Origin of the sequence: Sneathiella chungangensis, from assembly GCF_009882935.1 — a bacterium.
GTDB classification, from domain to species: Bacteria; Pseudomonadota; Alphaproteobacteria; order Sneathiellales; family Sneathiellaceae; genus Sneathiella; species Sneathiella chungangensis.
On record NZ_WTVA01000015.1, the window covers coordinates 439,447 to 453,157 of the forward strand.

The 13,711-nt window shown below is 54.1% G+C and carries 11 protein-coding genes; 7 read left to right on the forward strand and 4 right to left on the reverse strand.

Annotation, left to right across the window (positions count from 1 at the left end):
- Positions 1–15: 15 nt before the first annotated feature.
- From rlmH to GQF03_RS15225, 7 genes are all read left to right on the forward strand, one after another.
- Positions 16–474 (forward strand): 23S rRNA (pseudouridine(1915)-N(3))-methyltransferase RlmH, encoded by a 459-nt coding sequence (gene rlmH / locus GQF03_RS15195; RefSeq protein WP_161340125.1) that lies wholly within the window; start codon positions 16–18, stop codon positions 472–474.
- A gap of 42 nt (positions 475–516) precedes the next feature.
- On the forward strand, positions 517–2,100 hold the full coding sequence (gene gpmI / locus GQF03_RS15200; protein WP_161340126.1) for a 2,3-bisphosphoglycerate-independent phosphoglycerate mutase: 1,584 nt from the start codon (positions 517–519) through the stop codon (positions 2,098–2,100).
- A gap of 49 nt (positions 2,101–2,149) precedes the next feature.
- Positions 2,150–3,406 (forward strand): murein hydrolase activator EnvC family protein, encoded by a 1,257-nt coding sequence (locus GQF03_RS15205; RefSeq protein WP_161340127.1) that lies wholly within the window; start codon positions 2,150–2,152, stop codon positions 3,404–3,406.
- Positions 3,406–4,698 carry a S41 family peptidase gene (locus tag GQF03_RS15210; protein ID WP_161340128.1) on the forward strand — a complete coding sequence of 431 codons (1,293 nt, stop codon included), beginning with the start codon at positions 3,406–3,408 and terminating at the stop codon, positions 4,696–4,698. Before GQF03_RS15205 ends, GQF03_RS15210 begins: the two co-directional genes overlap by 1 nt.
- 89 nt (positions 4,699–4,787) lie before the next feature.
- Positions 4,788–6,434, forward strand: a complete 1,647-nt coding sequence (locus tag GQF03_RS15215; RefSeq protein ID WP_161340129.1) for a divergent polysaccharide deacetylase family protein — start codon at positions 4,788–4,790, stop codon at positions 6,432–6,434.
- A complete protein-coding gene (locus GQF03_RS15220; RefSeq protein ID WP_161340130.1) occupies positions 6,431–6,910 on the forward strand; it encodes an RNA pyrophosphohydrolase in 480 nt (159 codons plus the stop codon). The genes GQF03_RS15215 and GQF03_RS15220 overlap by 4 nt, the downstream gene beginning before the upstream one ends.
- A 341-nt stretch (positions 6,911–7,251) precedes the next feature.
- On the forward strand, positions 7,252–8,712 hold the full coding sequence (locus GQF03_RS15225; protein ID WP_161340131.1) for a hypothetical protein: 1,461 nt from the start codon (positions 7,252–7,254) through the stop codon (positions 8,710–8,712).
- A gap of 43 nt (positions 8,713–8,755) precedes the next feature.
- On the opposite strand, the gene GQF03_RS15230 is transcribed toward GQF03_RS15225, so the two are convergent.
- The 4 genes from GQF03_RS15230 to atpD all read right to left on the reverse strand — a co-directional run bounded on the left by GQF03_RS15230 (position 8,756) and on the right by atpD (position 13,668).
- The gene (locus GQF03_RS15230) at positions 8,756–10,126 is read right to left on the reverse strand and encodes a sensor histidine kinase (RefSeq protein ID WP_338401319.1); all 1,371 of its coding nucleotides are present in this window, start codon (positions 10,124–10,126) and stop codon (positions 8,756–8,758) included.
- Positions 10,127–10,348: 222 nt separating this feature from the next.
- Positions 10,349–11,683: an FAD-dependent oxidoreductase gene (locus GQF03_RS15235; RefSeq protein WP_161340133.1), complete on the reverse strand. Its 1,335-nt coding sequence runs from the start codon at positions 11,681–11,683 to the stop codon at positions 10,349–10,351.
- A gap of 135 nt (positions 11,684–11,818) precedes the next feature.
- Positions 11,819–12,220, reverse strand: a complete 402-nt coding sequence (locus tag GQF03_RS15240) for a F0F1 ATP synthase subunit epsilon (RefSeq protein WP_161340134.1) — start codon at positions 12,218–12,220, stop codon at positions 11,819–11,821.
- A gap of 26 nt (positions 12,221–12,246) precedes the next feature.
- Positions 12,247–13,668: a F0F1 ATP synthase subunit beta gene (gene atpD, locus GQF03_RS15245; protein ID WP_161340135.1), complete on the reverse strand. Its 1,422-nt coding sequence runs from the start codon at positions 13,666–13,668 to the stop codon at positions 12,247–12,249.
- Positions 13,669–13,711: the final 43 nt, after the last annotated feature.

Sequence of the window (13,711 nt, forward strand, 5' to 3'; positions counted from 1 at the left end):
TTGAAGGACTGGTGGATGCGCCTTGTTATTGCCAGCGTCGGTAGATTTCGGGGTGGCCCACTGCAGGCGATTTATTCGGATTATGCAGGCCGCCTGCCCTGGCCGATTGACCTCAAGGAAGTCGAGGAAAAGAAACCGCTGAAAGGCGAAAAACGCAAGGTCCGCGAAGCCGCCCTTCTGATGGACGCCGTTCCTGACGGGGCCATCCTGATTGCCCTTGATGAGAAGGGCAAAAGCATGACAAGCCCGGAATTCGCGACGATGCTCGGTCATTATGCCGACGATGGCGTACCGACGGTCGCCTTTCTGATTGGCGGGGCCGACGGACATAGTCAGGAGACACTGACAAAGGCGGACAGGCTGCTATCGCTCGGTCCCATGACATGGCCTCATTTGATGGTTCGGGGCCTGCTGGCGGAGCAGCTGTACAGGGCGTCGTCGATTTTGGCGAACCATCCATATCATCGCGCATGATAATAATGGAATCTTAAGTTTAACGGCATTATAAAGGCGATTATGAAAATCCATCCCGATCATTCCAGGAACCCGCGTCCCGTCGTTCTCTGTATTCTCGACGGTTGGGGCCACAGTGAAAGTGGCATCGACAGCGCAATTGCCTCCGCGAAAACCCCGAACTGGGATCACATGCTGGCGACGCGCCCGCATAGCCTGCTCAGCACCTCAGGCGCCGACGTCGGACTTCCGGACGGGCAGATGGGCAATTCCGAGGTTGGCCATATGACCATCGGGAGCGGCCGCATCATCCTGCAGGATCTGCCGCGGATAAACAGGGAAATTGAAACCGGAGAACTTGCCGAAAATCCCGAATTGCTGGACGCCATCGCCAAGCTGAAAGCCTCCGGCGGTAGCTGCCATATTGCCGGCCTGCTGTCTCCCGGTGGCGTCCATTCGCATCAGGATCATATGGCCGCGCTCGCCAAGATCATGGATGACGCCGGCATAGAGACCCATATTCACGGCTTTATGGATGGCCGCGACACGCCGCCGACAAGCGGCGCAACATATATCCGGGATTTCGGCAATAAAATCAACGCGCTCGGAAAGAGCCACGTAGCGACCCTCGTCGGACGCTATTTTGCGATGGACCGCGATACCAATTGGGACCGCGTCGAGACAGCCTATGATGCTATTTTCGGCGCCGACGGCATACCGTTCACTGATCCGGTCGCGGCGCTTGAGGCCGCCTATGCGAAGGGCAAAACGGATGAGTTCATCAAACCCCTCGTTGCGGACGGATATTCGGGGGTCAAAGATGGCGACGCCTTTATCATGGCGAATTTCCGCGCCGACCGGGCCCGCGAGATTTTGACGGCAATCACTGACAACGGATTTACGGGGTTTGACCGCAAGAAACGTCCCGAACTTGTTGCGGTAAAGGGAATGGTCGAATATTCCTCGGAACTGGCAAAGTCCATTCCGGCCCTTTTCCCTCCAGTCGACGTTCGACATACCCTGGGAGAAATGGTAGCGAGTGCGGGAAAGACGCAGCTCCGGATTGCGGAAACGGAAAAATACGCTCATGTCACCTTCTTTCTGAATGGCGGAGAAGAAAAGGTCTATCAAGGCGAGGAGCGTATACTCGTTCCAAGTCCGAAAGTCGCGACTTATGATCTAAAGCCGGAAATGTCCGCCTTTGAAGTACTGGATGAACTTACGAAGGCGGTAGGCGCGCAAAAATTTGACATGATTGTCGTCAATTTTGCCAACCCGGACATGGTCGGTCATACCGGTGTCATGGAGGCGGCGATCAAAGCCGTTGAAGTCATCGACGAATGCATAGGCAAGCTGGCTAATGCCGTTGAAAAAGCGGGCGGGGCGATGCTGATAACGGCGGATCATGGCAATATCGAGTTGATGCGCGATCCCGAAACCCATGCGCCTTATACCTCACATACGACCAATCTCGTGCCCCTCGTTCTGGCGGTGGGCGCGGAAAATGTCTGGCTTGGCAACGGAACCCTGGCGGATCTGGCGCCGACGGTTCTCACCCTGATGGGCCTGGACATCCCGTCGGAAATGACAGGCACATGCCTGATTAAGGAACGGGAGGGGCTGGAAAACGACCGTGTTGCGTCCTGAGTTCAGTAATCTGCGTTTGCGTCGGTTTTCCCGGCCACTTGCCTGTGGCATGCTGTGGCTATCACTGGCTGTTTCAACGTCCGCCATTGCCGCAACACCGGATGAAGAGCTCAAGGCCTTGCGCGAAGCCCTGGCGGCATCGGAAAGCCGCACGGAGACCTTTTCCGCACAGCTCGAGAATCTTGATGGTGAAATCAAGGCCGTTAAACGAAAGCTCGTCAAGGCGGCCGGCACCCTCACCGCTTTGGATCAAAAACTTGTCGCGGTCGAACGACGTCTTGATGAAATCCGGCAGGTGGAGGATGACACGCTCGCCGATCTCGAGAACCGAAATGCCGATCTCGCGGTGACCCTTTCCGCCCTGATCAATCTCAGCCGTCAACCCGAAGGCACGCTGATCGGCAATCCGGCGGGCCTTGTGGAAAGCCTCCGCGCCTCGTCCCTTCTTCAGTCCATCCTTCCGAAGCTGAAGAAAGATGCAGATCAGCTGTCGGAGCAGCTCGATACGCTTGCCAGCCTTAGGGCGCAATATGCTACCGAACGCGAAGAGTTCAATGCGCTTCGCGACGAACGTATTGCGGAACAGGAAATGCTCGACAAACTGCTCGCCGAAAAGCGCCGCGCACAGGAAAAGGTCATGGCGGCCAGCCAAACGGAACAAAAGCGGCTTGAAAAGCTGACCGCTGACGTCAAGGATACCACCGCATTGATCTCGCGCCTGGAAGAAGACAAGGCCCGGCAGCTGGCCGAGGAAAAGAGCCGGCTAGAGCGTGAAATCGCGGAAAGGCAGCGTCAGGCGCAAAAGGCGAAAGCGGCGGAGGAAAAAGCCAAGATCGATCTGAAACCGCCTGTAATCAAGGAAGCGCCACGCAGGCTCGCTAGTCTCGGCGCGACACGACATTTCATGGACGCCAAAGGAATGCTTCCGCTTCCCGTCGGGGGCCGGATCGTTACGAATTACGATGAGAGCGACAACGTCGGCCACAAAAAAGGTATCGTGATCGAAACGCGGCCCGACGCCGCGGTTATTTCGCCCTTCGACGGCCAGATTGCCTTTGCCGGACCGTTCCGGCATTATGGCTTACTACTGATAATCGATCATGGGGATGGGTTTCATACGTTGCTCGCGGGCATGGGATCGATCGACGGAACTGTCGGCCAGCTCCTGCTTGCAGGGGAGCCTGTGGGGCAAATGAAAAATAGTAGCAAAGAAAAACCAAAGCTCTATATGGAGCTTAGAAACAACGGCGCGCCCATTGACCCGATGCCCTGGTTGATGGCTGAGAACGGAAAGGTTAGCGGATAATGAGACATGTTGTAACAGGTGTACTGGCAACGGCGGTTGTGTTGCTGTCGATTGTCATTATTGCGACACCGGACGACCGGGTGGAGGCAAGCTCCGAAACCTATCGTCAATTGAACCTGTTTGGCGATGTTTTCGCGAAGATCCGCGAGGATTATGTTGAGGAAGTTGATGACGAGAAGCTTATCGAGGCAGCGATCAATGGCATGCTGAGCTCTCTCGATCCGCATTCAAGCTACCTCAACCCGAAAAATTATGACGGTATGAAGGTGCAGACGCGTGGCAAGTTCGGCGGGCTCGGGATTGAAGTGACCATGGAAAATGGCCTGGTCAAGGTCGTTGCGCCGATCGATGACACACCGGCTGCGAAGGCCGGCATTCTCGCCGGTGATTTCATCACCCATCTTGATGATGAGCCCGTTCTGGGACTGACCCTTGCCGAGGCGGTCGAGAAAATGCGCGGTCTGGTCGATACGGACCTCAAGCTCACCATCCGTCGCGCCGGCGAGAAAGAACCCATGGTCTTGACCCTGACGCGCGCCATTATCACCGTGCAGTCGGTCCGGGGTCGGCTTGAAGGCGATGATATACTGTATGTCCGTATCTCGAGTTTTACCGAGCAGACGGACAGCGGACTGCGCAAGACGATCGAAAAGCTGAAAGCAGAAGCGGGAGATGATTACAAGGGCCTCATTCTCGATCTTCGCAACAATCCCGGCGGCCTCCTCGATCAGGCGATTGCCGTATCGGATGATTTCCTTGAAAAAGGTGAAATCGTCTCGACCCGCGGACGCAAGGCGGACGACGCGCAGCGCTATAATGCAAAGCCGGACGATATCATCGACGGCAAGCCGATCATCGTACTGATCAACGGAGGCTCCGCCAGTGCGTCGGAAATCGTTGCTGGCGCGCTGCAGGATCATGGCCGCGCAGTCATCCTCGGCACCAAGAGCTTTGGCAAAGGGTCGGTTCAGACCATCGTTCCCCTGCAGGGTAACGGTGCCATGCGCATGACGACGGCCCGCTACTATACCCCATCCGGCACGTCCATTCAGGCAAAGGGAATTGTTCCGGACATCGAAGTCGAGCAAGCGAAGCTCGAGGTACTGGAGCCGGTTGGTAGCCGTTCGGAAGCGGATCTGCGTAACCATCTTGAAAATGGTGAGGAGTCTGACGCCTCCAAAGCGGATGCCAATGATCAGAAAAAGGGCGAGGAAGTTCAAGATTATCAGCTTCTTCGCGCCAAGGACCTGTTGAAAGGCGTCTGGCTTTTTGCCAAGAAGGATGCCAAATAATCTGAATTGTCGCATTTGACCTTCCGGCGGCGCAATTCAGGCGTCTTAGTACCGACCGTCGGAAGGCCCGTTTATATCGGCCGATTACCTTGGGAACTCTGAACAAAGACCGCCTTGAGAAACCGACGCCCGACAACAGGGTGTCGGTTTTATTCATTCTGTCTTTGGCCCTCGTGCTCGCCATTATCGGCGTCAGCAGCTGGAGCTATCTCGGATCCCAGGCTGAGCGCTCTCCCGTCCATGTCACCGCCAGTACGGCAATTCTGGCACCCGAAGAAATTCCGCCGGCGAACAACGAGGGTGTTCAGGACGTCGTCAAGGAGCCGGACGCGCCGCCGCCAATTCAGGCCACCCCTCCCCTCGTATCTCCGCCACCGGTCAGCGCGACAGCGGATGACACAACAGAATTGGAGTCTGGTGCCGTTTCTGGAGAAGCGCCCGCAAAAGAAGCCGCCGCTTCGGTGACACTGCAGCCCCCGACCACGGAGCCAATGGCCACGCAGGAAAGTCCTTCGGTTCCCGAACTCCCGGAAAGCGACGCGGCATCGGATCGCGAGGAGTCGCGTGAGCTCATGAATGAGGAACTGCCAGACTCTTCGGAAACCGACCTCAAGATACTTGAAATGCCCGCCGACGACTTGAAGGAGCAACCTGTAGCGGACCCACCGCCTCAGGAAGCAGAGCCGAAACCTGCCCCGGAAGAAGAGAGCACGGTCATAGCGCCCGCACTGGAACCTGTGCCTGACGTCGCGACAGATGCCGCTAGCGAAGTAAGCGATTCTATCGCCGCGGCGCCGGTCGACGCGACCCCCGCCTCAGAGACTGCCGAGCAATCCGGCGAAACAGCGGTTGAACCGGTGGAGGATGCTACGGCCGCCCCAGCGGACACAAGCACCGGTGCCCCTGTTTTGGAAATAGGCCCTGCTCCTCAACCGATGCCGGAAATGCCGGCGGAGACCCAGCCGGAAATAAACGCCGACGCGGAGAACAGTCAGGGCATTGACCCGACGCCGCCATGGAAAGAATTTGCCGCGGCGTTCACTGCGCAGGAAAATCTCCCGCGCATCGCGATTGTCATCAGCGAGGCCGGGATGAATTCCGAAAAAACGCGGATGGCCATCAACAATCTGCCCGCTGCCATCACACTCGGGTTTAATCCTTACGGCGACAATCTCCAGCTCCTCGTCGACGAGGCGCGGCAGGCCGGGCATGAAGTGCTGCTGCAGGTGCCAATGGAGCCATTCGGCTATCCGGCGATTGACCCTGGACCGCAGGCGTTGAGGACGGACCTCACCGATATGGAAAATCTCGCCCGGCTGGAGTGGACCTTAAACCGGATTACCGGATATGCCGGACTCACCAATCAAATGGGATCGAAATTCACGGCGACGGCAGAGGCACTCCGTCCGGCCTTTGACCTCATCAGAGAAAAAGGCCTCCTCTATCTCGACAGTCGAACCGCCAGTAACAGTGTTGCGGCGGCAATTGCCGCCGAGCTTGAAATACCGGTTGCGATCAACAACCGTTTTCTTGATCATAAGGCGGATGGCGACGTTATTGATGCGCGATTGCAGGAATTGGAAGAAATTGCGCGAAGAACCGGGTCAGCGATTGGCATCGCCTACCCTCACGAGGAAACGTTCCGGCATCTCGCAGATTGGGCCAAGACGCTAGAGGAAAAAGGCCTCGCGCTGGCGCCGGTGTCGGCACTAGTCAACAGGCAGGAAATTAGATGAGCAAAACAGCATCCCGTGAAGATCTCCCGTACCGACCCTGCGCCGGCATGATGGTCCTGAACAGAGAGGGCAAGGTTTTTGTTGGCCGCCGCATTGACATGGTCAGCGAGCATTGGCAAATGCCACAAGGCGGCATTGATGAAAATGAAGACCCTATCGACGCCGCGGTCCGTGAACTTGAAGAAGAAATAGGCACGCGGAATGTCGAGCTTGTCCACGCGCTCGACGAATGGCTGATCTACGACCTGCCGGAAAACCTGATCGGTAAGATTTGGAAGGGAAAATATCGCGGTCAAAAACAAAAATGGTTTTTGTTCCGGTTTTTGGGCGCGGACGACGACATAAATCTCCTCACCGAGCATCCGGAGTTCTCAGAGTGGAAATGGGCGGATTTCGCGGAACTGCCGCAGTTAATCGTGCCTTTCAAACGTGATCTATATGAGACAATTTTACAAAAATTCGCGCCTTACGTCTGAGTGATTGATCAAAGTTCGACGGGCGTAGCCACAATTTGTAGTAAAAAAAATAATATTTTGGCGAAAATTACCAATATCTAGTATTTAATTTCGAGCATCAGAAATCATCGCTAATCTGGTTGTCTTTCCATTTGCGATCCGCTTATAATCTTAACAAGTCGTTAATCGTAAATAATTGCCTATAGTTAATATCTATGGTTAATTTTTTGAGACAGAGGAATCACAGCGCATTTGTTCTTTGCACCATTAAATAAAATTGATAAATTTTAATGGCTTGCAAAAAAATTGCACTACCAGTAGTTTTTTATAAATCAGATTAGTAATCGTTTAGTGAGCGTAATATGAAACATTATGAGGAGCTTACCGGAGGAGAGGGTAGACGCGTTTTCTACCGCGCTGAACGGTTTAATGCCAAAACCTTGATGAGCAGTATTGCGCCGATCGTCAAGGTCGATGATAAATCCTTTGATCTCTTTGACATCAGCATGAGTGGCATAAGCTTCGTGAGCCCGCAGAACTTCTCGTGGCTCGAAGAGATGAATAAGGATGTTCCGTTGAAGCTGAGCCTCGGAGCGACGGAGATTTTTGCGGGCAACGGCAAAATCCGCCGGATCGAACCCCACGAGAACCAGCACAAAGTCGCCATTGAACTGACCAAGGGGTTTCTTGATATCAAGAAAATCCTCGACCAGCATGACGACCTTGCACTACAGCAGGCTGTCACCGGCGGTCTTGCGGATCAGTCGCATCTGGTACCTGCCGAGTATAAGGAAGCCATTGGCGATGCTGTCTATATGCTGCGCTCCATTCATAAAGTGCTCGACAAGGTCGAAAAAGACCTCAACCGCGACGACTCCCGCCGCGAAGAACGGATAAAGGATATCATCCTTGCCTGCGAGACGAAGGCACTCGCCCGCTGGAGAGAAATCTCAAAAAAATGTCATAAGATCACCCAGGCCCTCGGTGATGACGAAGACGCAATCGCCGCGACAAAAAGATATACCGAACTGGTACTGACGCCCGAACTTTTGGAGGGCGCGAGCTGGCACCGGGCATATATGAAGCCATTGGGCTATCCGGGCGACTACCAGGTTATGAATTACGCCTATAACCTCACGTTGGAGGGGGATACGGCCTACGCTAAATTCTGCCACCGTCTCGGCACATCAACGGGAGAGTTTATTGCAACCCGTATGACCATGACGAAACAGGCCATCGCCAATTTAAGTGCCAAGGCGGCAAGGAAAGGTCAGACCCGTTTTAAGGTCGCAAGTCTTGGCTGCGGCCCCGCACAGGAGGTTGCAAACTTTCTGAAGTCGACGACGCTACCGCTGGCAATGGAATTCACCCTGATCGATCAGGATCATGACGCTCTTTCCTATGCCTATAACAGCACCTACCCGCAGGTCGCGCGGCTGGACGGCATTGCGTCCGTCAAATGCCTGCATGCAACGTTCCTCGAGTTTCTGGCAACCGGTAAATTGTTCCGCAAGCTGGAAAAGCAGGATCTGATTTATGCGGTCGGCCTCGCAGACTACCTCGGCACGAAACGGGCAACGAAGATGGTAAACGACCTTTACAGCAATCTCGCGCCCGGTGGAACCTTGATCATCGGCTGTATGCGAACCTCGGAGACAAGCCTTGAATGGCAGGTCGAATATGTCGTGGACTGGACACTCGTTCACCGCGATGAAAAGGAAATGTTTGAACTCGCCCGGGATATCGAGCCGGAAGCGAAACGCGATGTGACCGTCGACTCAACGGGTCACTGTCACCTTCTGACCCTTACCAAGCCCGAGTAATATACAAAGGCTTATTGCGGGCATGTCGGCAACGCGGCGTTAATTAACCCCGCGCGCGTACTTGTTTGTCCTCACCGTCATTTAAACGGCTAATCAAACGTTCTTTCGGGAACTCGACAATTGCGACCGTACCCTCGCCAAGTTTACTGTCGAGGGTAATGCTGCCACTATGAAGTTCCATGATGTTCTTGGTAAGCGGCAGGCCGAGTCCCGTGCCCTCATAGTTTCGTGCCATAGAACTTTCGATTTGAACGAACGGGTCAAAAACCTTCTCGATATTCTCTAGATCGATCCCGATGCCGGTGTCCTTGATCTTGATTTTGAGATTACCGCTCGTCATTTCTTCGAAACTGATGCTTACCGCGCCGCCCTTATGGGTGAACTTCACCGCGTTGGAAAACAGGTTGAGGAATACCTGCGCCAGCAGACGCGGATCGCCGATCATGTGATAGTCATACCCCGGCACATCGAAGGCGAGGCGAACCCCTCTCTCGGCGGCATGATCACGGATGATGCGCAGGGTCGAGTTGACGATATCTACGATCGAAACCTCTTCCTCCTGCAATATCAGCTTGCCGGCCTCCGCCTTGGACAGATCGAGAATGTCATTGATGATACTAAGAAGGTGTTGGCCGCTGACATTAATGTCCTTCGAATATTCCTTGTATTGTTCCTTGCCCAGAGGGCCGAACATTTCCTTCTCAAGAATCTCGGAGAAACCAATAATGGCGTTAAGCGGCGTGCGCAGCTCATGCGACATGATGGCGAGAAATTCGGATTTCGAATGGTTCGCGGCCTGGGCCTTTTCCGCCAGAATATCACTCTTCACCCGCTCCTCATCGAGCGTCTTCATGTTGATAAAGTCACGCCGTTGCGCCAGTTCCTGGAAATAGGCGGCGAACACGCCCATCCCGGCCGCGGTGATCAGGAAGGAATCATTTGCCATCAGGATCAACGGCGGAATCGGATTAACCCAGATCGCGGAGATATGATAGGCAATAACAAGAAATGCCGTTACCGAAGTTGCGTACAGAAAGCGCGTCGGTGGCAAGCAACAACAAAAAATGATCAGGGGGGTGAGGCCCGCATAGTAAAGATAGCTTCCCGGTTGATCGGCGATCGCCGTCATCACGATGATGCTCAGTCCGGATGCCAGCATGCAAAAGGCGGCGCCCGGCTGTGCGACGATGGAATAATATTTCGTATAGGTCAGCGCGAAAGTGATCAGAAAAATCGGCAATGCAATGCAAAACCGGATAAAAAGCGCAATTTCGAAGACTTCCGGGATGACATAATAGTCAAGAACAGAGAAGCAGCCGTAAATAACGACTGCAGAAAATAACGAAAGCCGCATCACGACGAGGGACCGCCCGATTGCGGCATCATTATAGGCGCCTTCGACGTCGCGGTCCACGAAACGCAACGAGAATCTGTTTAACTCCGTACCATTCAGTACAGATTCAATCGTTCTCAATTGTCCCAAAAATTGCAACTTCGCCGCCAATCCTATTCGCGCATACAAAATTCTTAGAAAAAATATACTAAATGGTGGTTAATTTTATCTTAACAACAGAGCGACGCAGCGGCTAAGTATTTATACAATCTGTATTTATTTCTAATAGGATTTAATACTACTTTATGGATCTTTTTTTACTCTGCCGGTGATATATTTAGGAACCCATTTAGGGTGGTAAAAAGATGTTTCCTTCTCCACCAAATGAACAATCCGGTAGAAATTTTCGATAATCTCCGTGGAGGAAGATCCCAATATAATACTTTTGAGAATATTTTTGAGTTTCAGACCGGCAGGCTTTTTCCCGGCGGTTTCCGGGTATCTGAAATCCTGGCCGAGCGCGAGATCCCAGGGCGTCGCGAATATCCTCCGGAGCGCTTTAAAGTAAGTCGCGGTGAGATCTTGAAGGCTTTCGGGGTCGTCAAAATTTGTCGTTTTCGCATATTTTGCCAAGGCCGCAACGGATAGTGCGGCGACGCTCATCCCCTGACCAAACAGAGGATTGAGGCTCGCGTTTGTATCGCCCACCGGCACGATGCCAAGCGGAAAATCGGGAAGTTCATCATAATGACGCCATTGTCCATGCGGGAATTTGTGCAACCGGATATCACTGAGTGTCCGCGCATTCTTGACCGCCTCATAGATGTCGGGCTGTGGAAGCGACTTCGCGAAATCCAAAAATCCGTTGATATCCGCTGGCGGGTGATCGTTATGATAGCCGGCAAGGGTCAACAGCCATTTACCCTGTTCGACCTGCACGAGGGTTGAGCCGCGAACCTCCGCCGGTCCTTTCGGATAGATCAGGATGCTCTTCCAGTCCCGCGGTTCGTCCGGGAGTTCCATAAAACAGCTGGCATAGCCGAGATCGACCTTCACATGGTCTTCCGGCACATCCCCAAATCCTTCCCTCTTCAACCAGCGCGGAAAAAAACTACCCCGACCCATCGCATCGACAAAGAAATCGCCCGCAACCGTCTCGTCCTCACCATTTCGATTGCGGACAACGGCGGCGATTATCTTCCGCCGGTTGTCATCGAGCACGAAATCCTCCACACGGCATTGATCGAGGATTTCGATATTCGGCTGCGCGGCCACCTCTTCGCGAATACATGTCTCAAGAAGTGGTCGGGATTGAAAGTAAATCACCAATGATCCGGCAAACCGCGGCATCCATTTTTTATTGATGTACCAGCGGACTTCATTGCAAAAATTGCACGAGACGGCCCCGGCCCGCGCAAGATGCTCGGGCAGGCCGGGAAATAATTCGGTGAAGGCATCCCCTCCGCCCTTGAGCAACCCATGCACATGATTAGCCTGCGGCGTTCCCTTGCGCGCCGCGACGCCACTTTCTATCTGATCCGATTCCAGGACCAGCACCCGGTCAAAAGATTGTGCGAGAGCCCTCGCTGTGGCCAGTCCGGCGATACTCCCGCCGGCAATGATCGCGGTTTTCGTCATTACGCATGTTTACTTTTACAATTCAAACCGATCACAGCCTACGTCATCAGCCAGAAATTGAAAACAGCTTTGGCTGATGGACATAAAACAAAGGAGCCCGTAGGCTCCTTTAGCATCTTGAAATCTGAATAGGGATCAGTTCATCGCATCAAGAAGCTGCTGCAGATGATCGCGGTTTTCCGCGGCGCGGCGGCGGGTTTCGTCATCCTTTGCGTCTTCTTCGTCTTCGCGGGCGTCCTGGATGCGCTGTTCCAGATTGGCGCGATCGAGATCGGCCACATAAACCGCCTCCTCCGCCAGAACAGTCAGCTTGTCATTGGAAATCTCGGCAAATCCGCCATTGACGAATATGCGTTCCTTTTCCTTGTCTCCCTCATAAATGCTGATAACACCGGGGCGCAGCGATGAGGTGACGGGTGAATGACCGGCGAGAACGCCGAAATCTCCTTCGGCGCCCGGCAGCACAACCATTTCAAACTCATCCGAAAGCAGCAGCTTTTCGGGTGATACCAGATCCATGGTGATCATGTCGGCCATTTCAATACTCCTTCAGGTCGCGATGATCAGGCCGCTTCCGCAGCCAGCTTCTTCGCTTTTTCGAGCACTTCATCGATACCGCCACACATATAGAAGGCGGCCTCGGGAAGTTCGTCATACTCACCCGCGACGATCTTCTCGAATGCATCGAGCGTATCTTCGAGCTTCACGAATTTACCGGGAGATCCGGTAAAGACTTCAGCCACATGGAACGGCTGGCTGAGGAAACGCTGAATCTTACGAGCGCGGGCAACGATGAGCTTGTCCTCTTCCGAAAGCTCGTCCATACCCAGAATGGCGATAATATCCTGCAGTGACTTATAGGTTTGCAGTGTTTCCTGCACCTCACGAGCGATCGCATAGTGACGTTCTCCGACAACCGCCGGATCCAGCATACGGGAAGTGGAGTCGAGCGGGTCCACAGCCGGGTAAATACCAAGTTCCGCAATCTGCCGTGACAGAACGGTGGTCGCGTCCAGATGGGCAAACGAAGTTGCCGGCGCCGGGTCGGTCAAGTCGTCGGCCGGAACGTAAATGGCCTGAACCGATGTGATCGAACCCTTGTTGGTGGAGGTAATACGTTCCTGCAGCGCCCCCATATCCGTCGCGAGTGTCGGCTGATATCCCACAGCGGACGGAATACGACCCAAGAGGGCGGACACTTCCGAACCGGCCTGCGTAAAGCGGAAGATGTTATCGATAAAGAACAGCACGTCCTGACCCTCGACGTCACGGAAATATTCCGCCTGCGTCAGACCGGACAGGGCCACACGCATACGGGCTCCGGGAGGCTCGTTCATCTGGCCATACACAAGTGCCACTTTCGACTTGTCGCCTTCAAGGTCGATAATACCGCCTTCGATCATTTCGTAGTAAAGGTCGTTACCTTCACGGGTACGTTCACCGACACCGGCAAACACCGAATACCCGCCATGGCCCATGGCAACGTTGTTGATCAGTTCCATGATAAGAACCGTCTTGCCGACACCGGCGCCGCCGAACAGGCCAATCTTGCCGCCCTTGGCGTAAGGCGCGAGAAGGTCAACAACCTTAATACCGGTGACGAGAATTTCCGCGTCCGTGGACTGATCGGCAAAGTCAGGAGCCGGCGCATGGATCGGCGCGGATTTATCGGTCTTGATCGGGCCCCGTTCATCCACAGCCTCGCCAACCACGTTCATGATGCGGCCGAGCGTTTCCGGCCCCACAGGCATGCGGATGGCATCGCCTGTATCCGTGACTTCCTGCCCACGAACCAACCCTTCGGTGGCGTCCATGGCGATTGTCCGAACGGTATTCTCACCAAGATGTTGCGCCACTTCCAGCACCAGCCGTTGGCCGTTGTTGTCACAATGCAGAGCGTTCAAGATATAGGGCAGTTCCCCATCAAATTGTACGTCCACGACGGCGCCCAATACCTGGGTGATTTTGCCGACATTCTTTGCCATTTTCATGCTCCCTACAGGGTCACTTTAGTTCTTAACAATCAAT

Bases quoted from the DNA above. Each gene is read 5' to 3' on its own strand.
- GQF03_RS15225 (WP_161340131.1), top strand. From the start codon at position 7,252: ATGAAACATTATGAGGAGCTTACCGGAGGAGAGGGTAGACGCGTTTTC.
- GQF03_RS15205 (WP_161340127.1), top strand. From the start codon at position 2,150: ATGCTGTGGCTATCACTGGCTGTTTCAACGTCCGCCATTGCCGCAACA.
- gpmI (WP_161340126.1), top strand. From the start codon at position 517: ATGAAAATCCATCCCGATCATTCCAGGAACCCGCGTCCCGTCGTTCTC.
- GQF03_RS15240 (WP_161340134.1), bottom strand. From the start codon at position 12,220: ATGGCCGACATGATCACCATGGATCTGGTATCACCCGAAAAGCTGCTG.
- GQF03_RS15220 (WP_161340130.1), top strand. From the start codon at position 6,431: ATGAGCAAAACAGCATCCCGTGAAGATCTCCCGTACCGACCCTGCGCC.
- atpD (WP_161340135.1), bottom strand. From the start codon at position 13,668: ATGGCAAAGAATGTCGGCAAAATCACCCAGGTATTGGGCGCCGTCGTG.
- rlmH (WP_161340125.1), top strand. From the start codon at position 16: ATGCGCCTTGTTATTGCCAGCGTCGGTAGATTTCGGGGTGGCCCACTG.
- GQF03_RS15235 (WP_161340133.1), bottom strand. From the start codon at position 11,683: ATGACGAAAACCGCGATCATTGCCGGCGGGAGTATCGCCGGACTGGCC.
- GQF03_RS15210 (WP_161340128.1), top strand. From the start codon at position 3,406: ATGAGACATGTTGTAACAGGTGTACTGGCAACGGCGGTTGTGTTGCTG.